This is a genomic window from Telmatobacter sp. DSM 110680 (genome assembly GCF_039994875.1).
Lineage (GTDB): Bacteria > Acidobacteriota > Terriglobia > Terriglobales > Acidobacteriaceae > Telmatobacter.
The window spans coordinates 5,689,352-5,715,912 of the sequence record NZ_CP121196.1 but is presented as its reverse complement, the minus strand read 5'-3'; the positions used below and the strand labels follow the sequence as shown (position 1 = coordinate 5,715,912).

23 protein-coding genes are annotated in these 26,561 nt (G+C 58.3%); 14 read left to right on the top strand and 9 right to left on the bottom strand.

The features are described 5' to 3' along the window. Window positions 1-145: 145 nt before the first annotated feature. Window positions 146-1,279 carry a DegT/DnrJ/EryC1/StrS family aminotransferase gene (locus tag P8935_RS23570; protein ID WP_348262757.1) on the bottom strand — a complete coding sequence of 378 codons (1,134 nt, stop codon included), beginning with the start codon at window positions 1,277-1,279 and terminating at the stop codon, window positions 146-148. 277 nt (window positions 1,280-1,556) lie between these two features. Between P8935_RS23570 and hfq the strand changes: the two genes are divergently transcribed. The 4 genes from hfq to P8935_RS23550 all read left to right on the top strand — a co-directional run bounded on the left by hfq (window position 1,557) and on the right by P8935_RS23550 (window position 6,406). Then, entirely contained in the window at window positions 1,557-1,862 is a 306-nt protein-coding gene (hfq, locus tag P8935_RS23565; RefSeq protein ID WP_348262756.1) for an RNA chaperone Hfq, read from the top strand. An 18-nt stretch (window positions 1,863-1,880) separates the two neighbouring features. Further along, window positions 1,881-3,392 carry a GTPase HflX gene (hflX, locus tag P8935_RS23560; protein WP_348262755.1) on the top strand — a complete coding sequence of 504 codons (1,512 nt, stop codon included), beginning with the start codon at window positions 1,881-1,883 and terminating at the stop codon, window positions 3,390-3,392. Continuing rightward, complete coding sequence (locus P8935_RS23555; RefSeq protein WP_348262754.1) at window positions 3,334-3,990, top strand: NUDIX hydrolase; 657 nt, start codon at window positions 3,334-3,336, stop codon at window positions 3,988-3,990. Before hflX ends, P8935_RS23555 begins: the two co-directional genes overlap by 59 nt. A gap of 79 nt (window positions 3,991-4,069) precedes the next feature. After that, on the top strand, window positions 4,070-6,406 hold the full coding sequence (locus P8935_RS23550) for a hypothetical protein (RefSeq protein ID WP_348262753.1): 2,337 nt from the start codon (window positions 4,070-4,072) through the stop codon (window positions 6,404-6,406). A gap of 457 nt (window positions 6,407-6,863) precedes the next feature. Here P8935_RS23550 and P8935_RS23545 read toward each other — a convergent pair whose 3' ends face one another. Continuing rightward, window positions 6,864-8,000, bottom strand: coding sequence for a citrate synthase (locus tag P8935_RS23545; RefSeq protein WP_348262752.1), 1,137 nt, complete (start codon window positions 7,998-8,000; stop codon window positions 6,864-6,866). Window positions 8,001-8,197: 197 nt separating this feature from the next. On the opposite strand from P8935_RS23545, the gene P8935_RS23540 reads away from it, so the two are divergent. Both P8935_RS23540 and P8935_RS23535 read left to right on the top strand, forming a co-directional pair. Next, a complete protein-coding gene (locus P8935_RS23540) occupies window positions 8,198-8,914 on the top strand; it encodes a GNAT family N-acetyltransferase (protein WP_348262751.1) in 717 nt (238 codons plus the stop codon). Window positions 8,915-9,210: 296 nt separating this feature from the next. After that, window positions 9,211-10,050 carry a hypothetical protein gene (locus P8935_RS23535; RefSeq protein ID WP_348262750.1) on the top strand — a complete coding sequence of 280 codons (840 nt, stop codon included), beginning with the start codon at window positions 9,211-9,213 and terminating at the stop codon, window positions 10,048-10,050. On the opposite strand, the gene P8935_RS23530 is transcribed toward P8935_RS23535, so the two are convergent. The 4 genes from P8935_RS23530 to P8935_RS23515 all read right to left on the bottom strand — a co-directional run bounded on the left by P8935_RS23530 (window position 10,037) and on the right by P8935_RS23515 (window position 13,817). Further along, entirely contained in the window at window positions 10,037-10,645 is a 609-nt protein-coding gene (locus P8935_RS23530) for a hypothetical protein (protein ID WP_348262749.1), read from the bottom strand. The two genes, P8935_RS23535 and P8935_RS23530, sit on opposite strands and share 14 nt — an antisense overlap. Before the next feature lie 102 nt (window positions 10,646-10,747). Further along, window positions 10,748-12,490 (bottom strand): DNA polymerase/3'-5' exonuclease PolX, encoded by a 1,743-nt coding sequence (polX, locus tag P8935_RS23525; RefSeq protein ID WP_348262748.1) that lies wholly within the window; start codon window positions 12,488-12,490, stop codon window positions 10,748-10,750. A 230-nt stretch (window positions 12,491-12,720) separates the two neighbouring features. Beyond that, window positions 12,721-12,954: a cold shock domain-containing protein gene (locus tag P8935_RS23520; protein ID WP_348262747.1), complete on the bottom strand. Its 234-nt coding sequence runs from the start codon at window positions 12,952-12,954 to the stop codon at window positions 12,721-12,723. Between the two features lie 200 nt (window positions 12,955-13,154). Continuing rightward, the gene (locus P8935_RS23515) at window positions 13,155-13,817 is read right to left on the bottom strand and encodes an NUDIX hydrolase (RefSeq protein WP_348262746.1); all 663 of its coding nucleotides are present in this window, start codon (window positions 13,815-13,817) and stop codon (window positions 13,155-13,157) included. A 147-nt stretch (window positions 13,818-13,964) separates the two neighbouring features. Here P8935_RS23515 and P8935_RS23510 point away from each other — a divergent pair, with 147 nt between their 5' ends. Further along, window positions 13,965-14,906 (top strand): GNAT family N-acetyltransferase, encoded by a 942-nt coding sequence (locus tag P8935_RS23510; RefSeq protein WP_348262745.1) that lies wholly within the window; start codon window positions 13,965-13,967, stop codon window positions 14,904-14,906. Here the strand turns inward: P8935_RS23510 and P8935_RS23505 are convergent, their stop codons facing one another. Beyond that, on the bottom strand, window positions 14,907-16,880 hold the full coding sequence (locus P8935_RS23505) for an alpha-L-arabinofuranosidase C-terminal domain-containing protein (protein WP_348262744.1): 1,974 nt from the start codon (window positions 16,878-16,880) through the stop codon (window positions 14,907-14,909). Between the two features lie 214 nt (window positions 16,881-17,094). Between P8935_RS23505 and bshC the strand changes: the two genes are divergently transcribed. Continuing rightward, entirely contained in the window at window positions 17,095-18,702 is a 1,608-nt protein-coding gene (gene bshC / locus P8935_RS23500; RefSeq protein ID WP_348262743.1) for a bacillithiol biosynthesis cysteine-adding enzyme BshC, read from the top strand. Between the two features lie 89 nt (window positions 18,703-18,791). Here bshC and P8935_RS23495 read toward each other — a convergent pair whose 3' ends face one another. Beyond that, window positions 18,792-19,106: a hypothetical protein gene (locus tag P8935_RS23495; protein ID WP_348262742.1), complete on the bottom strand. Its 315-nt coding sequence runs from the start codon at window positions 19,104-19,106 to the stop codon at window positions 18,792-18,794. A 155-nt stretch (window positions 19,107-19,261) separates the two neighbouring features. Here P8935_RS23495 and P8935_RS23490 point away from each other — a divergent pair, with 155 nt between their 5' ends. Then, window positions 19,262-20,212, top strand: coding sequence for an alpha/beta hydrolase (locus P8935_RS23490; RefSeq protein ID WP_348262741.1), 951 nt, complete (start codon window positions 19,262-19,264; stop codon window positions 20,210-20,212). Between the two features lie 187 nt (window positions 20,213-20,399). Further along, complete coding sequence (locus P8935_RS23485; RefSeq protein WP_348262740.1) at window positions 20,400-22,010, top strand: peptidase S10; 1,611 nt, start codon at window positions 20,400-20,402, stop codon at window positions 22,008-22,010. 79 nt (window positions 22,011-22,089) lie between these two features. On the opposite strand, the gene P8935_RS23480 is transcribed toward P8935_RS23485, so the two are convergent. Beyond that, the gene (locus tag P8935_RS23480; RefSeq protein WP_348262739.1) at window positions 22,090-22,560 is read right to left on the bottom strand and encodes a hypothetical protein; all 471 of its coding nucleotides are present in this window, start codon (window positions 22,558-22,560) and stop codon (window positions 22,090-22,092) included. Window positions 22,561-23,140: 580 nt separating this feature from the next. On the opposite strand from P8935_RS23480, the gene P8935_RS23475 reads away from it, so the two are divergent. The 4 genes from P8935_RS23475 to atpA all read left to right on the top strand — a co-directional run bounded on the left by P8935_RS23475 (window position 23,141) and on the right by atpA (window position 26,533). Then, entirely contained in the window at window positions 23,141-23,599 is a 459-nt protein-coding gene (locus tag P8935_RS23475; protein ID WP_348262738.1) for an ATP synthase F0 subunit B, read from the top strand. Then, entirely contained in the window at window positions 23,596-24,360 is a 765-nt protein-coding gene (locus P8935_RS23470; protein WP_348262737.1) for a hypothetical protein, read from the top strand. The genes P8935_RS23475 and P8935_RS23470 overlap by 4 nt, the downstream gene beginning before the upstream one ends. Next, entirely contained in the window at window positions 24,360-24,902 is a 543-nt protein-coding gene (gene atpH, locus P8935_RS23465; RefSeq protein ID WP_348262736.1) for an ATP synthase F1 subunit delta, read from the top strand. The genes P8935_RS23470 and atpH overlap by 1 nt, the downstream gene beginning before the upstream one ends. A 98-nt stretch (window positions 24,903-25,000) precedes the next feature. After that, the gene (gene atpA / locus P8935_RS23460; RefSeq protein WP_348262735.1) at window positions 25,001-26,533 is read left to right on the top strand and encodes a F0F1 ATP synthase subunit alpha; all 1,533 of its coding nucleotides are present in this window, start codon (window positions 25,001-25,003) and stop codon (window positions 26,531-26,533) included. The last annotated feature ends 28 nt before the right edge of the window (window positions 26,534-26,561 follow it).

The window sequence follows — 26,561 nt, the reverse complement described above, 5'->3', positions numbered from 1 at the left end:
CGCCTCGCAAACTTGGACGACGCGCCCTGATCTCAGGGTTGCCCAATCGCCTGGCGGAAAGACAAATGTAACCCGCGGAAGTTATGGTCGAGTTAGTTGAGGGATAACTACGCAGCAACGCTGTCGCGAGTTGTCGGTATTTAAATCAACTGAGAAATTCGACGATCGCGTTTACGACGGTTTGCTGTTCGTCCTCGCGCAACTCTGGGAAGATGGGCAGGGCGAGAACTTCACGGGAAGCGCGCTCGGCTTCGGGAAAGTCTCCTTCAACGTAGCCCAGGGTTTTCAGCGCTTCTTGGATGTGGAGCGGTACGGGATAGTAAATCTCGGATCCGATGTTGCGGGCCGCTAGGAATTCGCGCAGTGCGTCACGGCGGGCAGAGCGAATGACATATTGGTGCCATACGTGGCGGGAGCCGGGAACTTCAGTGGGAAGCACGATGCCATTCGCAGGATAGGGACCAGCCTCGGCAACGCCTGCCTCGCGGAAAAGCAAGTGGTAGCGGTTTGCGACGGCCCGCCGCGCATCGTTCCAGCCTGCAATGTACTTGAGCTTGACCTTGAGAATGGCGCCCTGGAATCCATCGAGCCGCGTATTCCAGCCGACTTCGTCGTGGTGGTAGCGGCGGCGCATGCCGTGCTGGCGAAGCATGCGGGAACGCTCGGCGATCTCGTCACTGTTCGTGGTCACCATTCCAGCGTCGCCCGCCGCACTCAGGTTTTTGGTTGGGTAGAAGCTGAAGGCTGCTGCGTCGCCAAGACCGCCGGCTTTCTGGCCGTCCCATGTGGCACCCCACGCCTGGGCCGCATCCTCGATCAGCTTTAGGCCGAATTTCGACCCAAGCCGGGAAAAGGCACCCCAGTCCGCACATTGGCCGTAGAGGTGGACGGGCAGAACCGCCTTAACTTCACTCCCAGTGGATCCATTCAAAACTGCTTCGACGGTTTTGGAACATAGATTGAATGTGACCGGGTCGATGTCGGCCAGAACCGGCGTGGCTCCCGACCGCAAGATCGCGCTGACGGAGGCGAAGAAACTGAAGGGCGTGGTGATTACCGAGTCTCCAGGGCCAATCCCTGCGGCGGCAAGCGCCAGCCACAGTGCGTCAGTGCCGGAAGAGCAGCCAATCGCGTGGTTTACGCCAAGATGCTCGGCCGCAGCCTTCTCAAAAACCGCAACCTGCTCGCCAAGAATGAATTGCTGCGTCTCTAGGACATGCTGGACGGCGTCGAGCAGTTCCTGCTGGAGGGGCTCATACTGGCGTCTTAGATCCAGCATCGGTACGGATATAGCTGCGGAATCCGGGGCTTTTGGCACGGAAACATGGTAGCAGCCTGGTCGAGTCATTCGTCCCGTTCGGGCTTTCCCGAGGTTGCGTCGAGGTTAATTCGGCGAGGAGGAGTTGAAAAGGTTCGTGAACCGCTATATTGTTGTCACATTGCGGGGTTTGGCGGTTCCCGGGATTCCGGCACCGTCCCCGCCGATTTGTCTTATCACACGGAAGCAGCAAGTTTGCATCCCACTATCCTAAAAATGAGAAGCAGGAGATCGGCATATGGAGAACAAGCCGGCACAGAACATTCAGGACACCTTCCTGAACACTGTTCGCAAAGACAAGACCCCCATTACGATTTATCTGGTCAGCGGCGTCAAGCTGACGGGAAAAATCCGCTCCTTTGACAAGTACTCCGTTCTACTGGAGAACAACAGTCAGGAGCAACTCATCTTCAAGCACGCCATTTCGACCGTGGTCAGCAACCGGAGCGTCATGCATACCGAGCATAGGCCGGCGCTGACAGGGATGGGACCGGCGGCGGTGCCGCCTCCCGCACCTCCGGCGGCGAACGCGGAGCAGCGATAAGACAGGGAGCGCCCTCAGTTGGCAGTTGAAGGCGGTGCCAGGGGCCGGGTTTCCTCAACGACCGATACAGGTCGCTGGAGGGACCGTCCCGAGCGTGCGGTTCTGGTTGGCGTGGACTTCACGGCTCGTCCGCGTGCCACGCGCGCCGGACTTGAAGGTGCGCGTCGCGCGGCCTTGCGTTCAAATGACGACGAAGTTGGCGAATCCGAATCAGGAGAACTTCAGGATCGTGCAAAACCGGCGGCGGACTCGCCGGGACTGGATGCGGACGAATCGCTGGCGGAGTTTCGCGAACTGATTCGCAGCGCAGGCGGAGAGATCGCCGCGGAGCTGATGCAACGGCGTTCGCGCCCGGATCCCGCCACGCTGATTGGTGCCGGGAAGGTAGAAGAAATTGCCGGCGTGGCCGCGTCCACCAACGCCGACCTGGTGCTGTTTGATCATGACCTGAGCCCAACGCAGTTGCGCAACCTTGAGGCTGCGCTTCCGTGCCGCGTTCTTGACCGCACGCAGCTTATTCTCGACATCTTTGCCCGGCATGCGCGGACCCGTGAAGGACAGCTCCAAGTGGAACTGGCGCAGCTTGAGTACATGCTCCCGCGGCTGACGGGGCGCGGCAAAGCTATGTCGCAGCTTGGCGGCGGCATTGGTACGCGCGGTCCGGGCGAAACGCAGCTTGAGACGGATCGCCGCAAAATTCAGCGCCGCATCGACCAGGTAAAGCTTGATCTGGATGCCGTGAAGCGGGTGCGACGGCAGCAGCGGCAGCGCCGCGAGTCGGCGCCGGTACCGACGGTGGCGCTGGTGGGATACACGAACGCGGGCAAGAGCACGCTATTCAATCAACTCACGGGCGCCCACGTTCTGCAGTCGGCGCGCATGTTTGCCACGCTCGATCCCAAGCTGCGTGCCATTGAATTGCCAAGCAAGAGGCGCATCCTTCTCAGCGATACGGTGGGATTTATCCGGAATCTGCCGCACACGCTGGTGACCAGCTTTCGCGCGACCCTCGAAGAGGTGGAGCAGGCCGAGATTCTTTTGCATGTCCGCGATGCCTCTTCGACGTACGGCGAGGAACAAAAGGCGCAGGTTGAGAAGGTGCTTGACGAGCTTGAGGCTCTCGGCAAGCCGCGTATCGAAGTGCTGAACAAGATCGATCTGCTCGATGCGGATGAGCGAGAAGGCTTGGCGGCTCGCGAACAGCCTCGCGATCAGCGCCAGGTTGAAGTGCTGGTGTCGGCGCAGACCGGCGAGGGCATGGATGCGTTGCTTGCAGCCATCGACAGGGCTCTATTCTCAGATCCGGTGATTGAGACGGAATTGCGCGTGCCGCAAAGTGATGGCGCCGCACTGGCAGCGATTGAGAGCGGCATGGTGATACATTCGCGGGCATACGAGGGCAATATCGTGCGTCTGGTGATCAGCGGACCAGCGTCGCTCGTTGGCCGTTTGCGGAAGTACCGGCTGCACGATGACAATCCGTCCGACGATACACAACACGGGACAGACACGCAGGTCGCGAGAGGGTGAAGTGAATCCGGGCGATAGTGACAACAAGCAATCCATCACCACGCTGGAAAGCCACGAGGTTTATCGCAACCAGTGGCTGCGCTTGCGCGAAGATCGCATTCTGCGCTCCAACGGCAAAGAGGGTATTTACAGCGTGGTCGAGAAGGATGATTGCGCGATTATTTTGCCGATTGAAAACGGTCGCGTGTGGCTCGTCGATCAGTATCGATACACCATCGCCGAACGTGCGCTGGAACTGCCGCAGGGCGGTTGGGAGATGGCCAATGTCGATCCCGAGGAACTGGCACGCGGCGAACTGAAAGAAGAGACAGGCCTGCATGCCGCCGAAATGACCTACCTCGGTTATATGTGGATCGCCTACGGATTCTGTCGGCAAAAGCAGCATGTATTTCTGGCCACCGGGCTCACGATGAAAGAACGTGAACCCGATGATGAGGAACATGATCTCGCCATCCATACCGTGTCGCTTGAACAGTTTGAGCAGATGATGTTCGATGGCACCATCTGTGATGCATCATCCCTGGCCGCTTGGGGAATGTACCTCACTTGGAAGGCCCGCAAAGGGGAAGTCTCACCGCCCACTCGCGGTCCCGCCTAGACACAGCCCCAGCATATTTGTGAAAATCCCAGCCAACTTTTTGCAACCCTATCCGGCTCTATCCTTTTGGACCTGAGTTGTGCCTTCCCCTGGCGCGCTGGTCCTCAATCTTCTTCTGGTGATCCTCGAAAAGGAGCGTGCGATGGGATGGTTTTTCGCGTTCTTCTTCCTGTCCGGCTTTTGCAGCATCCTCTATGAACTGGTTTGGCTACGGTTGACCATGGCGCAGTTTGGAGTGACGACCGCCCTCACCTCCATCGTGCTGTCGATGTTTATGACAGGGCTAGGGCTGGGATCGTGGGGCGCAGGTGCCCTGATTCGCCGCTATGCAGCACGGCTTGGTTTCCCTCCTCTGCGTCTTTATGCACTTGCAGAATTGCTGATCGGATTGTCTTCGCTCGCGGTGCCGGCAGAGCTGGCATGGGGTCACCGGCTTCTCGAATCGATGACGGCACAGAACGCATATTCGTCCGGCTCCTATTATTTTGCTTCGGGAATTCTGATAGCCGTCATTCTGCTGCCCTGGTGCACATGCATGGGGGCTACGTTTCCGCTGGCGATGTCTGCCATTCGTAGCCGTGAGCGGGCAGAGTCGAAGCGTTCATTCAGCTTTCTTTACCTGGCAAACGTGATTGGAGCGGTGGCGGGTGCGGTTGCCCCTTTGTTTTTGATCGAGTTGTACGGGTTTCGCGGCACCATGCGCGTGGGAACGGTTTGCAATGTGATCATCGCCGTAACTGCGTTTGCGTTGACGCTTGGGCAAAGCGCAAAGATTTCTACTGGGCCCGCTGTGTCTGTTGCGGGAGATAACGCTGACGAGCAACGGATCGTTACCTCTCAGCCGAAGGGCGTCCTGGCGCTGCTGTTTCTGACCGGGCTGGTCACGATGGGGATGGAAGTGATCTGGATCAGGCTGTTCACTCCCTATGCGGGTCCGGTCGTCTACTCGTTTGCCTTCATTCTGATTTCGTATCTATCGGCGACGTTTGCAGGATCGTTTGTTTACCGGCGGTTCAATCGAGGCGGAGAGATTGATCCCTATCTCGCGTGGGTGCTGCTGGCGTTCCTGGGGTTGTTGTCGCTGCTTACATCCGATCCGCGCTTCCCGCTGAATACACCGCTGCGCGTGCTGCTCGGAGTGGGGCCGTTTGCGGGATGGATTGGCTACCTGACGCCGATGCTGGTGGATCGCTGGGCTGCGGGGGATCCGGACCGCGCTGGGCGAGCTTACGCGGTCAACGTGCTGGGATGCATTCTGGGTCCGTTGCTGTCTGGGTTCATTTTGCTGCCCCTCGTTGGTGAGCGCGTGGGAATGCTACTGTTTGTTACGCCGTGGATCGCGATGGCGTTTCTTCCTTCGCGTAGAGGACCCGAGCGGACGGAAAGGCGCATGGGTACGCGTGTTGCGGCTTATGCCAGCATCGTCGCTGCACTGGTGCTGTTTTTCACGACCAAGAATTTCGAGACGCTCTTTCCGGATCGCGAAGTTCTGCGCGACAGTACGGCCACGGTGATCGCGACGGGAAGCGGGATGCACAAGCGGCTTTTGACGAACGGAATCGGAATCACGCAGTTGACGCCCATTACAAAAATGATGGCGCACCTCACGCTCGCGTCTTTGCCGCATGCTCCGCGCAATGCGCTGGTGATCTGCTTCGGCATGGGGACAACTTACAAATCGGTGCTGTCGTGGGGAATTCCGGCGACTGCGGTGGAGTTGATACCGAGTGTGCCGCGGTTGTTCACCTTCTATCATCCCGATGGCGCGGCCTTGCTGACTTCGCCGCTTTCGCACGTCGTGATCGACGATGGACGCCGCTTCATGGAGCGGACACCTCAGAAGTTTGATGCGATCATCATCGATCCGCCACCTCCGGTGCGCGCCGCCGGATCGAGTCTCTTGTACTCGAAGGAGTTTTACGCGGTGGCAAAGGAGCGGCTGCAGCCGGGTGGGATCCTGGCGCAATGGCTCCCCTCTGGAGACGAGGCGGTGCAGTCGTCGGTGGCGAGGGCTCTCGAGGAATCGTTTGCGTATGTGCGCGTCTTCAGGCCGGTTGAGGAAAACGGCTGGCATTTTCTGGCCAGCATGCAGCCGATCGCTGAACGCAGCCCGGACGAACTGTTGCAGCGCATGCCTGCCGCTGCTGTTATCGACATGATGGCCTGGGGACCGGCCGCGACGCCCACGGAACAATTCAATCGCATGCTGCGAACCGACCTTACTACGCAGAAACTGATCAGCTTTTCACCGGACACGCCGGCACTGCAGGATGATCGGCCCGTGAACGAATACGACATGCTACGGCATTGGTCGCACTATGTACACTCGGGGATGCGCAGTTGGAAGCCTGACCAGTACGGCGCAGGGACAAGTCCGCAACCCGCTGGTGCATCGACTCAGACAGCGAAGAAGTGATTGATTTGTCGGGGCAAACGGAGAGCTATCCGGCGGCGGCCATCATGAGGGCTTCGACCCTTTCGTCGAGTTCGGCCGCGACGCGCAGCGCAGCCGGCGATCCGTAGCCGCTGAGATAACTGGACATCGTATCGTAGGAGAGATGAACTCCACCTTCGCGCTCGTCGACGAGGAGTGTAACGGGCGCGTAGGGTGTCCGACTGCGGCGTGGATGGATGCGATAACATCTTCAAATTTACGGTTGGAGATCAGCACACGGCGCTCAATCGTAATACTGAGATTCGTCATGGGATTTAGATGTCAAGCGGTTGCGTTGGGCGCAAGAGTTTCCAAGGCGATAACGGCAGCTCCGAAAGTGCCGGGCTAGCACGTGCTGAGCAGGCATCTTCTGAAACAACGATCTAATCGCCGGCAAATCCGCAGTGACGTGAACTGATCAGATGCGAGTTGTGATGCTCTACGGACGGTCTGCGAGTTCGATGTACGGTGACGGGTAGACGGGTCCGATGTACTCGGCGCGCGGGCGAATCAGGCGATTGTCGTCGAGCTGTTCGATCACATGCGCGGCCCAGCCAGCCATGCGGCTTATGGCGAAGATCGGCGTGTAGAGATCGATGTCGATGCCTAGCGTCGCGTAGGTTGAGGCGGAGTAGAAGTCTACGTTGGCGTTGAGCTTCTTGTCCTTGTTGATGTAGAGCTCGATGGCGCGGGACATCTCGTACCACTTCGGCTGTCCGGAGTCCTTGCCGAGTTTCTCTGACATGCGGCGCAGATGGGTGGCGCGCGGATCTTCAGTCTTGTAGACGCGATGGCCGAAGCCGGAGATCTTCTGGCGGGCAGCCAGCATGTTCTTCACATAGTCGACAGGGTCGGCACCGGCCTTGTCGATGGTGTAGAGCAGGCGCATCACGGCTTCGTTAGCGCCGCCGTGCAGGGGTCCCTTGAGGGCGCCGACAGCACCGGTGATGGCGGAGTGGATGTCGGAGAGTGTCGCGGCGATAACGCGGGCGGCGAAGGTGGACGCGTTCAGCTCGTGGTCGGCATGAAGGACGAGGGCGACGTCGAGCGTGCGGGTCGCGGTCTCGGAAGGCTTAACGCCGTTCAGCATCCAGAGGAAGTTTCCGGCATGAGAAAGGGAGCGATCGGGGGCGACGACTTCAAGGCCTTTGCGGATGCGATCGTAGATGGCCACGATCATGGCAATCTGCGCCGTCAGGTTGTAGGCCTTGCGGACGTTGGCGTCGTGGGAATTGTCTTTTTCATCGGCGTCGTAGAAGCTGAGCGCCGACACTGTAGTTCGCAGCACCTCCATGGGGGTAGCGGAGGTGGGGAAAGTCTTGAGCATGTCGACAATGCGCTGGTCGAGGGAGCGGGCGAGGGCCAGTTGCGAGGAAAATTCACGCAACTCGAGTTCGCTGGGCAGACGGCCGTTCCACAGAAGGTAGGTGGTCTCTTCGAAGTTGGAGCGCTCGGCGAGCTCATGGATATCAATGCCTCGGTAGGCAAGAACGCCAGCCTCTCCATCAATGAAGCAAATTCCGGAATTGGCGGCAACAATTCCTTCAAGACCTTTACCAGCGACAGCAGTGGACATAACCTTTGAGACTCCCCTCTTTTGGGTGGCTGTAATCGATGCGCTTCCCGGTTCGCGCGGGCTCCAACATTGTCCCGGCAAAAGAAGCGGTAATGCTCTTTATAAATGAGGGGTTAGACGGTTGTCACGGATGGGCGCAAGCCGGCGTCGCGGATTGCGCGGTTTTCGGGCTATGATGGCGCAGGTTTTGGGATCAGATGGGAATCACGGTAAAGCCGGTTCAAGTCACAGAGATACTGCCTTGGCGTGAGCTCTATCGGCAGGAGATGAACTGCCAGATCGTGCACGATTCGCTGCATGCGCGTGAGGGCTGGACCGAGCCCTACCTCATTGAATTAGATGGAGAGACGGCGGGGTATGGGTCGATCGCCGTGGCCGGACCGTGGTCTGGGACCCGGACGATTTTTGAGTTCTTTGTGACAGAGAAGCAGCGCTCGCGGTTCTTTGAAGCGTTCGAGGCGCTGAAGTTGGCCAGTTGCGCTGACGCGATCGAGACGCAGACGAATGATGTGATGCTGACAGCGATGTTGCACACCTGGGCGCACGACGTGTTTAGCGAGAAGATTGTTTTTGAGGACAAGCTGACGACCGCCTATCGGGTGCCTGGAGCAGTGCTCCGCAAACGCGAGCCTGAAGGGGACTGGATGCTTCTGGAAGTCAGCGGCGAGGTGGCCGGTACCGGTGGCGTGCTGTACCACTACAACCGGCCGTACGGGGATATCTGGATGGAGGTTGCGGAGCCATTCAGAGGACGCGGGTTTGGGACCTATCTCGTGCAGGAACTGAAACGGATCTGCCGCGAGGGCGGCAGTGTGCCTTGCGCGCGCTGCAATACAGGGAATGTGGCATCTCGAAAGACGCTGCAGAAAGCGGGATTTGTGCCTTGTGCGCACATCCTTTGTGGGAAGCTTTGACAGAATCCCAAGCCTATCCGGTGTTCTGGATGCAAGTTACGCAGGTGGTCCCGGGGGCGCAGCATTTTCCCCGCAAGCGGCCGGATTCTTCTATAGTCTCTGTAGCCTTCCGCAGCCGTCAAAGCAGCGCTCGAATCACAGTGCTGTGCGCATATCCCATGCGGCCATGCGGAGCTTTGAGCAGTTGCATTTGCGTGTCGAAGCAACAGCGAGCAGAGTCTCAGTAGGAAGAGGCCTGTGCTGCAGGAATGCGTGAGCAGGTTCCAGGGAGAACTGCTCTCAAGGAGAGGCAAACAATGAGCGACGAGAGAACCACGGTTGTGGAGACGACGCCCGCGCACAGCGGCGCATTGCTGGGCGCGATTGCAATTGCGGTACTGGCAGCAGTCGGCGGACTGGTGTGGAGTTATACGCTAAGCAACCGCATCACTCACCAGGAAGCGGCACTGTCTGAAGCCAACCAGCAAAATGCCAAGCTGGCCGGCGAGTTGCGCGAGACCAATGCGCGGTTACACGTGGCGACCGACGAACTGGGGCGCAGTGTGGGCATGACGCAGAAGCAGATGGACACGCGCGCCCAGGAGATCATGGCTCGCGAAGCGGCTGATAATAAGCGGTTAGAAACGGCGCAAAAGCAGACGGCGCAGCAGGTCAGCGCGGTTTCAAGCGATGTGTCGAGCGTGAAGACCGATGTAGGCGGCGTGAAAACCGATCTCACCAAGACACAGGGCGATCTCGCGACCGCGGTGAGTCAGTTGCAGTCGATCAAGGGAGATGTTGACAGCCACTCGAGCCTGATCGCGCGGAATGCAGGAGAGTTGGAAGTTCTGAAGCACAAAGGTGACCGCAACTACTACGAGTTCACCCTGAGCAAGGGACAGAAGAAGCCGGTAGGCACCGTGAGCCTGGAGTTGAAGAAGGCCGATCCGAAGAAGAGCAAGTTCACTCTCGAGGTCTTCGCAGACGACCGGCAGTATGACAAGAAGGACCGGAACGTGAATGAGCCGCTGCAATTCTATGCGGGCAAAGATCCGGCGCTTTACGAGATTGTCGTAAACTCGGTCGGGGCCAAGAACACCGTTTCAGGCTATCTGTCAACGCCGAAGGGCGCTCCGGCTCCGCCTAACGTTCAGTGATCTGGCCCTTGGGCGCGAGAGTCAGCGAAGGCAGATACTGGAAGTTGAACGAATAGTCCAGGTTCTTGCGCCCTTCCCAATCTGACTTGGACATTTTGAATGAGCAGACGAACGTGCCTTCCTTAGTCTCGCCTGGCTGAATGGTGAGATCAGGCGAGATGGGTACGGCATGCCACTGCATCAGGTCCGGATAGGCCTTGAAGATACGCTCGTAATCCGTAGGCGTGGCGGCATAACTGGAGTGGATGCCATCAGCCAACGTGGCATTGGCGACGATCTGATGCAGGAAGATTGCCTGCTTGCTCTGGTTGTGCAGACGCACATGCGTAAACAGCAGAACCTGGTCGACTTCTTCTTTGGGGATGGCAGCGCCGTTGGCGTCCCAGCCGCTGGAAACACTGTGCATGGGATGTGCCCAGGCCTCAAGGATGTCTCCGGTCGCGGCGGGCGGTTTTTCGCCCATGAAGATATAGATAGCTACGGCAATCGAAACGAGCACGGCCGCGACCACGGTGGCGAGGATGACGTGACTGGTGCCTTTGGTGTAGGACTCACCGGCTGCGGTGTCTGTAGTTTCCTGCTGGAGAAGACTCATAACGACCTCATCTTATGCCTTACCAAGTAAAACAATCTAGCGTTCAGGGCCTGTGGATTTGACGTCCCAATCAGGGATTTGGGATGGATGGCTGCATTTCGGTCAGCTACGGGGACGCAGAGCGGCCAGGAATTCAGTGGGCGGAAGGGTGTTGAGGATGTCCCCGGGGGTAAGCCAGGCGCGGCGAAGCTGGCGAATGCCGTATTTCCATTCACCGACGACGCGGGTGACGTGCGCATCGGTGTTGATGGAGATCTTGCAACCGGTTTCTTTCGCGAAGCGTAGGTCGCGGTCGCTTAGATCCAGTCGTTCAGGAGAGGCGTTGTGCTCGACAGCCACGCCGAGTTCCGCGCAGCGCCTGAGGATAGCGCCTAGATCGAGTTGGTAAGGTTCGCGGCGCAGAATCTGACGGCCCGTCGGGTGGCCCAGGATGCGGGTGTTGGGATTCTCGACAGCGCGCAGGATGCGGGCGGTCATTTCATCTTTAGATTGTTCAAAGCGGCTGTGAACGCTGGCGATCACTACGTCCATCTGGGCAAGGACTTCGTCGTCGAGATCAAGGGCGCCGTCGGCGAGGATGTCGACTTCGATACCTGCGAAGATGCGGATGCGGCCTTCCATCTGCTTATCGACCTCGCGGATGTTAGCGATATGCTCCAGGGCGCGCTTCTCATCAAGGCCGTTGATCATCGCCAGGTTCTTGGAGTGGTCAGTGATCGCGATGTACTGCAGGCCGCGGTCGATGGCGGCTTCGGCCATTTCAGCGATGGAGTTTTTGCCGTCACTGGCCGTGGTGTGCATGTGGACGTCGCCGCGTATGTCTTTTGCTTCGATGAGTCGCGGTAGCGCGCGTTTTGCGGCGGCTTCAATCTCACCGAGGTTCTCCCGCATCTCCGGCGGCATCCAGTCCATTTGCAGCGCGGCATAAATCTCTTCTTCGGTTGCGCTGGCCACGATGGACTCGTCATCGAGACGGGAGAGCGACCATTCGCTGAGGGTATAGCCCATTTTGAGAGCGCGCTGGCGAAGGGAGACGTTGTGGGCCTTCGAACCGGTGAAGTATTGGAGTGCAGCCCCGTAGCAGTCAGAAGGCAGCAGGCGCACATCGACCTGCAGGCCGGTGGCGATGTGGAAGCTGACTTTGTTTTCACCCTTGGCGATGATGTCCTTAATGCCGGGGTATGCAGCGACGTACTCGACGGCGGCTTCAGTGTGTAGTGGAGCGCATGCGGCGCCAGTCACCAGAAGGTCGAGATCGCCTGCGGTTTCGCGGCCGCGGCGCAGTGAACCGGCAGGAGTTACCCGTTCAATGCCCTCGAAGGCAAGCAGGTAAGTGGTAAGCCGGTCGGCAGCGTCTTCGGCTTCGTCGATACGGAAGCGGCCTACGGAGCGGCGATAGTCTTCTATGCCTTTGCGAATCTTTTCGATCTGTTTTTCGCCCATGCGGGGCAGGCCCTTGAGGCGTCCGGCGTCAATGGCGTCGGCGAGCTGATCGATGCTGCCGATGCGGCCGGCGTCCCAGAGCAGTGCGACGGTTTTAGGACCCATGCTGGGAAGTTTGAGCAACTCAAGGAGTCCGGCGCCATACTTGGACAGCAACTCGTCGCGTAACGGCATAGAACCGGTAGAAACGATCGCCTGGATGTTGGTCGCCATGCTCTTGCCGATACCGGCGATGGCGAGCAACTGGGCCGTGTCGGCCGAGGCGGTGACGACGTCAACCGTCGTCTGTTCAATGGCTTCCGCGGCGCGCCGGTAGCTGCGGACACGGAAGGTGTCAGCAGCGTCGATCTCCATCAGATCGGCGGTCTCGTTGAAAAGGTGGGCCACGGTGATGTTGTCCATCGGATCGGTTGCTCCGCGAACAGTATCAGCTATGAGGGTGGAAAGAGACGAGAGGGATTGATCGAAAGGAAGGGGTGGGACCAGATCTCGCTGGCCCCATCGCTAGTGGAGAACTGCACTTGATTAAGGGAAGCCGCGTATTAAGCTTGCAAAGATCACTCTTACTTAGAGCACTATATTCCCGCGCCGCCGATGGACGGCCGGGAGCACGCTATTGATTCTCGGCTCTACTAGGCCGCGTTATGGGCGGCTGCATCTCTCTGGCGAATAACTGCATCCGCCTGAGGGCCTTTTTGTCCCTGGACGATGTCGAATTCCACATCGTCGCCTTCTTTCAGAGTTTTGTAGCCGTCCAGCTGAATTGCCGAGTAGTGAACGAAAACATCTGGCCCGTCGTCGCGTCCGATGAATCCGTAGCCCTTGGCGTTGTTGAACCACTTCACTTTGCCTTTGAACTGAGCCACAGGGTTGCCTTTCTTGCCACTTGATGGGGTTGATGAGCGAGTATTTTGGGGAAACGCTCACTTACGTCTATGACGCTCATTCGGAGACAAAGGTTTATTGAAACAGGGTAGAAGATTCACAAAATGAGACAGGCCGGGCGCATTTTGCGTTCCGGCCTGCTTGGAAAGTATTGAATCGGTTGACTAAAGCGGTTGCACTACTATTTCTTGTGCTTCTTGCCGATCCGGCGCGCGTAGAGCAGCACACTGCATAGAGTTTTGCCGTCCTTGATGGCGCCCTTTTCAATCATTTTCACAATGTCGGAGAGCTTCACGAGCCGGAACTCGATGTCCTCATCGTCTTCGGGGTGAGCATCTCCGGCGACGAGGCCCTCGGCCAGAAAGACTTTCATGGATTCGCCAAGAAAGCCGGGGCTGCCGTAATACTCGACCAGCGGTTTCCATTTCTTGGCGCGATAGCCGGTTTCTTCTTCCAACTCGCGCTTAGCTCCAACGAGAGGTTCTTCGCCTGCGTCGAGTTTGCCGGCGGGCAATTCCCATAAATACTGTTTGGCGGCGTGACGATACTGGTGTTCCATCACGATCCAGGGATCTTTCTTACTTTTTGACTTGTCGACGGCGAGGATCACGACGGAGCCGTTGTGGCGGATGACATCACGCTCTGAGGGTTTGCCGCCGGGCTCCAGCAGCTTGTCATGGAGGACTCGGAAGAGTGGCCCCTGGTAGACGACCTTTGAACTGATGAGGGTTTCTTCTGTCGCAGAGGCAGGCTTGCGTGGCTCAGTTTCTTTTGACGGCTTGGTTTTGGAAGCTTTCGCCTTTTCAAGTTTGGCGGACTTGGATTGCTTGTTCTTCTTGGACATGCGCGGGTCAATCTCCTTGGAGCGGTCTAGAGAAGTATAGGGGTTTGGGGAAGTTGAGCGTTGCAGGTTCGTAGAAGTTTGTCCACGATTCAAGTTCGGATAAGGCTCTCGTGTTTATCGAGGTCGGCGAGGTCTCTTTCTAGATAGTTGCTAAAAGCAACTACTTTGTTTTATGGTTCGGCTATGGAGTTGGTACAGACACAAAGCTCCAATCAAGTCGCAGCGGTGCGGGAGTTCAATCGCTTCTACACAGCTCGGTTGGGATTGCTCCGCAAAAGACATCTGGATGGCATCTTTTCTCTAACTGAGGCACGGATGCTCTACGAGATCGGAGCTCATCCGGAGATCACCGCCGCGGCTCTTTGCGTCACTTTAGATCTCGATCCGGGCTACATCAGCCGCTTGGTCGCGTTGCTTACCAAGCGAAGACTTGTACGCCAAAGCGCCTCCAAACAGGATGGTCGCGAGAGGCTGCTGACTTTAAGTCCAATGGGCGAACGAGCGGTCGCGCGGCTCAACGAACTGTCTGATCTGCAGATTCAGGAGATTCTTGCCCACCTGACAGTTGAGCAACGCGGGACCGTGGTAACGGCGCTGACGAAAGCACACCAGATTTTGAAAGCGCCGAAAAAGAATTCGGTCCGAATCGTTCGGCTAACCAGGGCATGCAACGAGGCATTCGAGATTCTGCAGGAATATTACGAAGCGGTGCACGTGGTGCAGCGGGACAAGCCGCAGAGCCTCCGTAAGATGATCGACGCACCGGCATCGGGAATGTGGCTGGCCTATATCGAACAAGAAGTGGTCGGCTGCGTGATCCTGCGGAAATTGTCATCGATTCCGAAGGCCGGGGAGTGCAAGCGCATGTATGTGAAGCCGTCGGCACGCGGCAGACACATTGCAGGCATGCTGCTCGATGCGCAGGAAGACTTTGCGCGTGAGGCCGGTCTGGAGTGGATTTATCTCGACACGTACGACGATCTGAAGCCAGCCATCGCGATCTATGAGAGACGCGGCTATCACCGATGCGACCGCTATAACGATAACCCGCAGGCGACGCTGTTCATGCGAAAGAATATCTGCGATTAGCTAGCGCATCGATACGCGGAATACGGTCACAGAGTATGGGCTTAGGTCTGCGGAAATCTTCCCATCCTTGATATCAATGCTGCCGGCTTGCGGCGACACATTCTGCGGATGCGCAAAGCTGTTTTCCGCAGTTAGATCTGATGTCGCGAGCGTGGTGACTCTAGCACTTCCGGACGCCCCGGCTCCGGCGAGTTCGATGGTGCTTGTTCTCGCTGTAGGCGCGTAGTTGACCACCTTCAAAATCAATTCGTGCGAGCGATCATCGACAACGGCGCTGGTGTAGAGCCCGTCTTCAGAATGAGGCGTTGACGGCACGACGCGGTTTCCCGTGTTGCTCGCGAAGAGCTTCTGGACGTAGTAGTCGGGCGTGCCATAGGAGTGGAGGTTGTCGAACCATATGGCATCGGGAGTCCATTGCCACGCATTGATGTTGGCCAGCAGCGGAGCATACGAAGCCATCTGAACCACGTCGCCGTTGCGCTCGAGTCCCGTCATGAATGCGGCTTCGGAGATCGCAGTCTTCCAGTTGTTGCGATTGTTGGGACTGGTTGAGCCGACACTTTGCGCCGCGTATTCCCCCGCAAAGACCTTGGGGCCGGAGCGATCGTAGTGGTCGTAGCGAGCGGTGTTGGAGAGGAACCACTCGGGGCTCATGTAGTAATGTTCATCGACGATGTCGGCGTGAAGCTGACGCCAGTTGGACCACATGCTGTCAAAGGGCTCGCCAGTAGGAAAGGGACCGGCACTGACCACCAGCTTGATCTCAGGATGTTTGGCTTTCAACGCTGCGGCGAAGACTTTGTACCGCTCCAGGTAGCGCGGTCCCCATTGCTCGTTTCCGACGCCAATCATGGTGAGATGAAATGGCGCAGGGTGCCCCATGGCGGCGCGCAGCTTTCCCCACGGCGTCGTTACAGGACCATTCGCAAAATCGATCAGGTCGAGCGCGTCCTGAATGTATTCGTGAAGGTCTTCGACGGCAGCCGTTTCGCTGGAGTTGAACTGACATGCCATTCCGCAGTTGAGGATGGGAAGCGGGCGGGCACCGATATCTTCGGCCAACTGGAAATACTCGTAGAATCCAAGGCCGAACGACTGGAAATAATCCGGCGCCGGGCGCGTGTCGAATTCATCATTCCAGCGATTCACAAGGGTCTGACGCTCGGCCAGATCGCCAACTGTCCTCTTCCACCGATAGCGGGTCGCGAGGCGGCGGCCTTCCACGATGCAGCCGCCGGGAAAGCGCAAAAAACCGGGATGCATGTCGTAGAGCAATTGCACGAGATCCTTGCGCAGACCGTTGGGGCGCTGCTTCCAGGTATCTACGGGATAAAGCGAAACCATGTCGATATCAATCGCGCCAGGTTCGTCGAGGGAGAGAACCAGCTGAGCCTTGTCGGCCGTGGCGGAGGCACGAATCACGGTTTCATATCTCTTCCAGTGGTCGCTGAAGCCTTCGAGTTTTCCGGTGGCCACGGGCTTGTGGTTTTCGTCATTCACGACGGCATTGAGAGATTTTGGCCCATGGGTCCGCACATAGGCGGAGAAGCGATATTCGGCTCCTTCTTTAACGCCGATTCCTCGGAAGCCCGCGTTCCACCAGCTATAGCCGGGTTCAACGGCACGCGCCCTAAGGTAGTGCGGGTTGTGCTCATTCAGTGGGTCATCGGTGCGGATGTCGAGTTCGCCCTTGGGAACATCGAGACCTTTTTTGCTGAAGCCCATCACCTCATGCCATCCGGCCAGCGGCTCGCTGAACTCGAATGAGCGATTCTTGACTAGCTCTGGATACAATCCGCCGTCGGCGCCGAAGTTGATGTCTTCAAAGAAAATGCCGAACATCTGCGGGGAAATGGCGGCGCCGGGATGTGCCGCATCGACCTTGATGGTGACGGGCGCATTGGCGGACTGTCCGGGAAGACCAAGAGGTAGGAGGGCGAGAATGAGAACAAGTGCGGTGGCTTTTAGGCGCATGGGAGTCGCCCTATTCTATGTCGTTGGGCGCGATGCGTCATTCGAAAACAAGGTGGGGAACGGGGGCTGGGCATATGATGCATCGGCCCACAGTCGAGCAGAATCTCGAGTTGTGCATCGAATCAGTCTGCCGTGGCATCCTTAACAGAGCCGAAGTTCTGCCCGGACCCGGTCAGCGGGCGCGGCCGAACGAAAAATTATCGGAAGGTACGCGTTGCCGAGTTCAGACTGTTACCCCATCGACGTGGCTCCTGGACTGAGCCGGCTTTTCAAGGACTACTGTGCCGGTGAGGCGGTGGTGCGGCCTTTCTATTCGTCGCTGCCGCGGGAGACGGGCTGGCAGCAGCGATGTCCACTCCCGGACCACTGGAATGAAATTGTTGAAGTGCTGGCGACACAGAATCCCACCCCAGCGGCGGCTTCGGCATTGGAGGCCTTGCGAGCCGGCGCGGCCACGGTACTGACCGGGCAGCAGGTGGGATTACTGGGCGGCCCACTTTTTACTCCATTCAAAGCTGCAACGGCAATCGCACGGGCGCAGCAGGCAACGACCGCCGGTCATCCGCACGTTCCGATCTTCTGGCTGGCTACGGAAGATCACGATTTCGCAGAGATCAATCACGTCGTATTCCCTTCTCGAAAAGAACTGCGCAAGCTGGTCTATACCAAAACTCCGGCTCACGCTGTGCCGGTGGGTGGGGTTTTGCTAGACGAATCCATCGGGCCGCTGGTGGATCAGGCCTGGGAGTTGTTGGGCTCGTCGGACGCGATGGACGCGCTTGCGGCCGCATATAGACCGGGCCGCACTTTCGGGCAAGCGTTTGGCGAGTTTTATGCGAAGGCATTTGCCGCGCAGGGACTGCTGGTGCTCGATGCGGCGGGGCGCGAGGTGCATCGGTTGGGATCGCCAGTGCTGCGGGCGGCGATTGAGCTCGCAGACGAACTGCATGCGGCGCTGCTGGAACGGAACAAGACACTCGAGACTGCTGGATATCACGCGCAGGTAGCGGTGACTCCGCAGTCGAGCTTGCTCTTTTTGATCCATGAGCGCAGCGGGGAGAGGATTGCGCTGAAACGCACGGCTCCCACGATCGCCGAACCGAATGGAATATGGCAGGCCGGGCGCGAAAAGTTTACGACGAATGATCTGGTTGGAGTGCTGGCCGCGGAGCCGGAACGAATTTCTCCCGGAGCGCTGTTGCGGCCTGTGTTTCAGGATTTTCTGCTGGGAACGTCGCTGATCGTAGGCGGGCCGGCCGAGGTTGCGTACTTTGCGCAGTCGGCGGTGTTGTACGAACGCATTCTGGGTCGGTTGACGGCGGCCGAGGCGAGGCTTTCCGCAACGCTGATTGAGCCGGCCATTGGCGAACTGCTGCGCAAGCATGAGTTGGGGCTTGACCGCGTCTTCATAGAATCGGCAGATTCACTTGCACAGTTGCTGGCTGCCCGCGCAATGCCTGTCGAGGGCAAGCGGAAGCTGGCTGCGGCGGGAACGGCACTGGATGCGGAACTCGCGCCGCTGCTGGAATACATGAAGGCGATGGATGCCGGGTTGGGGCGGTCGGCGGATACGGCATCAAGCAAAATGCGCTACCAGATGAATCGACTGCGCCGGCTGGCGGCCAACTTTGAAATGCAGCGCGAAGGCTCGCTACGGCGTCATGCGGAGGCGATTGAGCGGGCGCTGAATCCAGGCGGCGTGCTGCAGGAGCGCGTACACGGGGCGGCCTACTATTTTGCACGATACGGATTTGAACTGTCCGAGACGCTGACGTCGCTGGCGGGCGATCCCTGTCCGGGACACAAAGCGGTATGGCTGTGACGAAGTTTTCAGTAATCAGTTTTCAGTGATCAGAAACGTGACCTTGAACTGCAGCGCAGCCTGTCCTATTTGAAAACTGATACCTGGGACTACGTCGTTGCGATCGCTGCCAGCGTCGGATCCTTGGTTTGCGGTCCGGTTACGCCCCATCCGGCGCGGCCCAGGTAGGTGTCGGCGAAGAGTTGGAATTTTCGGCCGCACGCACTGCACTCGAAGTCATGCTCAACCTGATTAGCTGGCCATTCGGCGCCAAAGAGATCCTGCAGCGGACACGTGGACTCGATGAGACTCATCTTGCCGTCGTTGATTGCGTTGAGGAGCCGCCGGGCTAGTTCCAGATATTCGCGAGGCTTCTCGAAGCTGAGGCTCTCCATGAGCCCGTCGCATTGCGTGCATGCCGGCATTGAATGAGTGTGCCACCTTCCGCGATGGTCGGGAGCCATGCCGAAGGTGCATCGGTAATGGTGGCCTAAAGACACGGTACCCTCATTTGGCGTTGATAAAAGAACGAGGAGATGACCCGCTTGTATAATTCCCCCGAAATGATCGGAGACAGGCAATGAGGCGGTTGTTGGTGATTGCGGCCCTGTGCGGTTTGGCATGTATGGCGCAGGCGCAGAAGGAACCGTGCGCAATGCCCGGCGAAAACAGCCCCTTTTTGGGTATCAAGACGATCCGCTTGTGGGCAGGGGAGGCCCCTCAGGCCAAGGGAACGGCGTGCGAGGACACACCAACTCTGACTATCTTCGATCCGCAGCCGGGACACGACAACGGATCGGCGGTGGTGGTGCTGCCGGGCGGAGCCTATGTAGGCCTGGCAGGCAATTTGGAAGGGCGGCAGGTCGCTGACTGGTTGACTTCGAAGGGATTCCGGGCGTTTGTGCTCAGTTACCGGCTGAGTTCTCACGGGTATCTGCTGCCGGTTCCACTGCTTGATGCACGACGGGCTGTGCAGATGGTGCGGGCGCGAGCCAGCGATTATCACATCGACCCCAAACGCATCGTGATCATCGGGTTTTCGGCGGGTGGGCACCTTGCGGCTCTGGCGGCAACTCAGCCGGTCGAAGGGAATCCAGAATCCGAGGATCCGATAGAGCGGGTGTCGAGCCGGCCGGATTTTCTGGTGCTGGGCTATCCGTGGATCGGGGCGATCTCAAGCGATACGTCGCACCTCAGCTATTGCAAACTGTTCAACGTGATGGACAAGTGCGAAGCACTGCGCCTGGCATACTCTCCGGACTTGTTTGTAACTGCCAAGACACCGCCGACGTTCTGGTACCACACTGCTGACGACGTTACAGTTCCGGTGGAGCAGGGCCTGCGGTTCTACGAGGCGCTCATCAAAGCAGGCGTTCCCGCGGAAGGCCACATCTTTGCCAGTGGACCCCATGGGTCAGGGCTGGGTAAGGGAGATGCGTCGATGGATCAATGGCCCGGGTTGCTAGAGACATGGCTGCGTGGCCAGGGGTTGCTGACCCGCGAGCCGTCAGCGGTGGCGCCCAAGCATTAGGCCACAGGCGCGCGGCTTCTCCGGCATGTCGCAACTTTGAAGCCAAAAATCTCTCTGCACTCGAAAATGGGTGAGTCTTCATCGATTGTCGAAACGTCGCTTTAAAATCCGCGCTTCAAATCCGCATCTTCTCTCCCCAGAGGCTAGCGGACCTGGTGTTCAACTCTCATTGGAGGAGTTTCCACTCATGATCGCAGTGTGTCGACTTGCTTGCATCCGGGTTGCGGCCGCAGCCTTGCTTTGTCTTTTGTGTCTTCCATCGATTGCGCAGGAGCGCCCTGCGGCACAACAACAGCAACAAAGGCCGGAAAGAGCTGAGCACTCCGGCGGAGACGACCAGAAGGATGCGGCTCCGAAGGAAACGCCGGTTCCTCCGGAAAAAAGCTCGGTGACGCATCACGAACTGGCGCTCGGCGGCAAGTCGCTGAAATACACAGCGACTGCGGGGACGCTGCTGATTCGCGATGAGGAAGACAAGCCTTACGGCAGCATGTTCTACACGGCGTACACTTTGGATGGCGCCGAGGCAACTGCGCGACCGGTAAGTTTCCTTTATAACGGCGGTCCCGGAGCCGCAACCCTTTGGTTGCATATGGGCTCGTTCTCGCCGGTACGCATCCAGACAGATAGCCCCAACGCGACGGCCGGCCCGCCGTTCAAGCTGGTGCCGAATCAGTATTCTCTGCTCGACAAAACCGACCTGGTGTTTATTGACGCTCCCCTGACGGGCTATTCGCGCGCCGTGGGCAAAGGACAGGCAAAGGATTTCACGGGAGTCGACCAAGATCTGAAGGCGTTCGACCGATTTATTGCTCGGTACATCTCGGTGAACCAGCGTTGGAACTCGCCGAAGTTTCTGATCGGCGAATCGTATGGAACAACGCGCTCGGCAGGGCTGTCGGATTTGCTGGGAAGCGATGGAATTCAGCTCAACGGCATTGTGCTGATTTCGTCGATTCTGAATTATGCAATTCGGTCACCGGGATACGACACCATCTATGTTTCGAATCTGCCTAGTTATGCGGCGGCGGCGTGGTACTTCAACAAGGTGCAGAACAAGCCGCCCGACGTAGCAACGTGGGTGCAGCAGGCGCGCGAATTTGCAGCGGGGCCGTATGCGAACGCACTGTTTGCGGGACACAATCTGTCGGCAGACAAGTTGGACTCCGTCGCCAAGGAGATGAGCCGACTGACCGGGCTGAGCGTGGACTACATCAAGGAAGCGAATCTGCGCGTGTCGCCCACAAGGTTCCGCAAGGAAGTGATGAGAAGCGATCGCAAAACGCTGGGCCGGTACGACATGCGATTCGAGGGCGAAGACATTGACGCAGCAGGTGAGAATCCCAGTTTCGACGCATCCGATACGGGAATCACGGGCGCGTTTGTGGCGGCAATTCACGACTATCTTGAACGCGAGTTGAAGTACGAAACTACGGACACTTACCGGCCCAGCGCGGGCAACATCGGGCAGTGGGACTGGAAGCACAGGCCCGCAGGAGGAGGCGGCCCGAATGCCGGTGGCGGCGAACAATTGCAGCCATGGGTAGCGGGCGACCTGGGAGCGGCGATACGGAAGAATCCGCATCTCAAGGTGTTTTCGGCGAATGGATATTTCGATCTGGCCACGCCGTTCTTTGCGACCGAATACGATCTCGATCACATGAACCTGGAGCCGGAGTTGCGCGGCAATGTGCAGTTCGGCTACTACCCGTCAGGACACATGATTTATCTGAACGTAGACGCGCTGCACCAGCTGAAGGATGATCTCGCGGCGTTTATTGACAAGGCGTCGAAATAGCGGAGTCTGGAAATGGATCAGGGGCCGCTGCGGCGGCCCCTGATTTCTTCTGCGGGTGCGGTTTGTTATTGGCTTGGTTCTAGTGTTGTGGCTGGGGGGAGGAACTGTCGGGTGGGGGAGGGGGTGGTCCGCCGGGACCGCCGCCGGGTCCATTGCGGCGCATGTTGGCTTGCATGGCATCGAACTTCTGCTTCTGATCGTCGTTGAGCAGGGCCTTGATGCTGTTGTTCGTGCCTTCGGAGATGGTTCGCATCTGGGCGCGCCGGTCTTCAGGAGCGGCCGATTGGTCCTGCATTAGAGCCTGCATCTTCTGCTGGCGGTCGACGAGCAAAGGCTTGATCTTTGCCTGCTGGTCCGTCGTCAGGCTGAGCACGCTGGTGAGGCGAGCGAGCTGCCGATCGGGGTCCATGCGCATGCCGCGTCCACCCGGGGGTGGGCCGGGCTGGTTCTGGTCGGGGGGAGGGGGAGGGGGGTCTTGTGCGAATGCGGCTCCGGTGACGCCGAGGGCGAGCAGGCCGCTGAGGGCCAGGTGAATAATCTTGGTTTGCATAAGGTTGTGAATCCTCCGATTCTGTTCAAGGAACCCGTTTTACGTCTGTTTGACGCCGGTTTCCTCGCGAGTATCCCCCGAGGCTGATGACTTGCCGGGGTGCCGTTCAGGGAGGTAGACGGGAAATGTTGTCTCAGGGATGTAGAGCAAGGATGGATTTGGGTGGAATTCGCAAAAAAAGTCCCCCCAAAAAAATAGAGGCGGGCCGGTCGGCTTCGGGAGTGGAAGATTCCCGGAACCGACTGCCCGCTGGACCCTGAACCGGGTCTAGGTGGTATGTTTAGTTTAGGCTTGTTGTAGGGGAAAGCAACACCTTTTTTGGGCTAAATTCCTAGTTCGTGACAGCTATCACAGGTCCCTCTCACATAGCGCCGAGTGGCGTTGACCTTAAGGGATTCTCCCTGATACAAAAGGGTGTTCTAGAGCATTTTCCTGATTCTGTTCTGTAGCCAAAACTCTGCAAGGTTGTAGCTTCCTGCTGGTCGCGCCAACTGAGCCAAATCTGGACGCGATACACGATCAGGAAGCTGCGAAACCTGCGATGGAAATACCCGTCTGCCCGAGTTAACCGAATACAAACATGGATGATATCGTTCAACAAGTCGGTGCGCTTCTACTCGGCGCCATCCCCACGATTCTGCTCTTCGTGGTGCTCGTAGCGGCCTACCAGATTCTGGTGCAGGGACCGCTGACCCGAACGCTTGCCGAGCGCCGCGCCCGGACCGCCGGCGCGGTCGAGAACGCCCATAAGGCGATTGAGCAGGCAGAAGCCAAGGCAGCTGAGTACGCCGACAGGCTGCGTCATGCACGTGCCGAGATCTTCAAGATGCGCGAGCAGCGGGCCAAAGCCCGGAATGCGGAGCGAGAAACAGCTCTCGATGCAGCGCGCAAAGCCGCCGGAGTCAAGGTCAACCAAGCCAAGGCGGAGATGGACGGCGAGACCGAGAGCGCCAAGCAGACGATCCAGGGTTCGGCGGGTGAACTGGCCAATCAGGTGGTGCGCGCAGTGCTTCCCATGGCTGCCGGGAGTTCCCGTTGAAACAGAATCCGCCGCAATCGCAAAATTCGATTCAACTGCTCAAGCTGATCTTGCTGGCGGTTCTGACCGTGGCAACTGCGGTTGCGCCGCTTCATGTCATCGCGCAGCAGAGCGTTGAGCCGCCGGCACAGCCGACGGTCGAAACGACAAAGCAGGAAGCGCAGAATCCTCCCAAGACCGAAGCCGCCAAGACTGAAGAGCAGGAGAACGATCAGTACCGGCACGCGCCCATCGTGCAGTCCCTGGCGCGGTTGATGCACGTGAACGTCGAGACGGCGGCGCGGATGTTCGAGATTTTCAATGTCAGCGTGGTTGTACTGGGCATCGTGATCCCGCTGATCCGGATTATGCCGAAGCTGCTGCGCAAGCGGTCAGAGAAGATCAGATCCGACATTGAAGAAGCGCGCAAGACGACTGTGGACGCGAATTCGCGGCTGAACGCCGTGGAAGCAAAGTTGGCCAGCCTCGACCAGGAGATCGCGAAGTTCCGCGCCGAGGTGGAGCAGCAGATTGCCCAGGACGAACAGCGAAGCAAGGCGGCTCTGGAAGAAGAGAGCGCGCGCATCGTGGCGTCGGCGGAGCAGGAGATCGGAGTAGCGGCGGCGCAGGCCAGACGCTCGCTGCGCCATTTTGCAGCGGACCTCGCGATTGAGCAGGCGGTGAAGAAGCTGGTGCTGACGCCGGAGACCGATAGGGCGCTGATTGCGGAGTTCGTGAGTGAGACAGGTCGTGACGGAATGAATGGCGGAGGGAAAAACTGATGGCCGCCGCATTTGCAGCAAGGTATGCACGCGCGTTTGCTGACGTCGTGGCTTCGGCTCATCTGGATGGGGCCGCGTTGGACAGGCAATTCAATGATTTTCTCGGGACCTGGGATGGCAGCAAGGAGTTGCGTGAGCTATTCATCAATCCCGCGGTTCCTGCTTTACAGAAGGTCTCGATTCTCGACAAGCTAAACGCGAAGATGGGCTTGCAGCGCGAATTGCGCAATCTGCTAGCAGTCCTGATCAATAACGATCGCATCGGCGAAGTTCACGAAGTCGCTTTGGCGTGGCGGGCAGAGATGCAGGAACGACTCGGCATTCGCCAGGCGGAGATCGTGACGGCGCGGGAGTTGGGCAATCAGGAGCGCGAAGAGCTGGTGGCAGGGGTAGGCAAGCTGGCAGGCTCTCGCATTGAACCAACGTTCAAGCTGGACGAATCAATTATCGGCGGAACCGTGGTGCGGATCGGATCGACCGTCTATGACGGATCGGTGCGCGGCCGGCTGGAAAGACTGAAAGAAGCGTTAGTTGCGGGCTGAAGCCCGCAGATATGAGTTCAAAGTTCAAAGTTCACAGAGATGCTGGAACTGAAGACTAAGAACTACGAACTGTGAACTGCTAAGTGTAAGGAACACAAATGGCTCAGATCAAGGCAGACGAGATTACGCAATTACTTCGCGAGCAGATCGCGAATTACGACTCCAAGGTCCAGGTGGACGAAGTCGGCACGATTACTTCGCTCGGCGACGGTATTGCGCGCCTTCACGGGCTCGATAAGGTCATGGCCGGCGAACTGCTGAGCTTTCCGCACGGCATTGCCGGGCTGGCTCTCTCGCTTGAAGAAGACCAGGTCGGCGCCGTGGTGCTGGGTGACTATACGGAGCTTCGCGAAGGCGACGAGGTCAAGCGCACCGGCAAGATTCTGAGTGTACCTGTGGGCGAAGCCATGATCGGCCGGGTGGTCAATGCCCTTGGGGTGCCCATCGACGACAAGGGGCCCATCGCGTCCACGGAGTCGCTACCCGTGGAGCGGCTGGCTCCCGGCATCATCGACCGCCAGGGAGTGCGCGAGCCCATGGCGACCGGACTCAAAGCCATCGATGCCATGATTCCCATCGGCCGCGGCCAGCGCGAGCTGATCATCGGCGACCGCCAAACGGGCAAAACCGCCGTCCTGCTTGACACCATTATCAATAACGCCAAGAACAACCTGATCTGCATCTACTGCGCCATCGGACAGAAACGCTCTTCGATCGCACAGGTCGTGCAGACGCTGACCGAAGCCGGCGCCATGGGCCACACTATCATCGTGGCCGCCTCCGCGTCAGAGCCTGCGCCGATGCTTTATCTCGCGCCATATGCTGCGACGGCGATCGGCGAGTACTTCCGTGATAACGGCAAGCATGCGCTGGTGATGTATGACGATCTTTCGAAGCATGCGATGGCGTATCGCGAAATTTCATTGTTGCTGCGCCGTCCACCGGGCCGTGAAGCATATCCCGGCGATGTGTTCTATCTCCACTCGAGGCTTCTGGAGCGCTCGTCGAAGATGAGCGACAAAAAGGGCGGCGGATCGCTGACCGCGTTGCCGGTGATTGAGACGCAGGCCGGTGACGTATCGGCATACATTCCGACCAACGTTATCTCAATCACTGACGGGCAAATCTTTTTGGAAACCGACTTGTTCAACTCCGGCGTACGACCGGCGGTGAATGTGGGACTTTCGGTTTCACGCGTGGGATTCTCGGCTGCCATCAAGGCCGTGAAGCAGGTTGGTTCGACACTGAAGCTTGATCTGGCGCAGTATCGCGAACTGGCAGCGTTTGCGCAGTTTGGATCGGATCTTGATCCGCTGACACAGAAGCAACTGAATCGCGGCCAGCGGCTGACCGAACTGCTGAAGCAGCCCCAGTTCCAGCCGCTGACGTGGCAGCAGATGGTGGTGATTCTGTTCTCAGGCACGCAGGGATATCTCGACGATCTGAATGTTACAGACATTCGCGCATTTGAAGATGGCATTTACAAGTATTTCGATTCAGCACAGACCGCGCTGATCGAAGACCTGACCAAGAAGAAGTCGCTCGATGATGATCTCCGCAACCGGCTCCACGCGGCAATCAAGGAATACAAGGCGAACTTCGTGGCGGATCTGCAAGCGGTAAAGGCGTAAATGCAGCTTCTAGCTTCTAGCTTCCAGC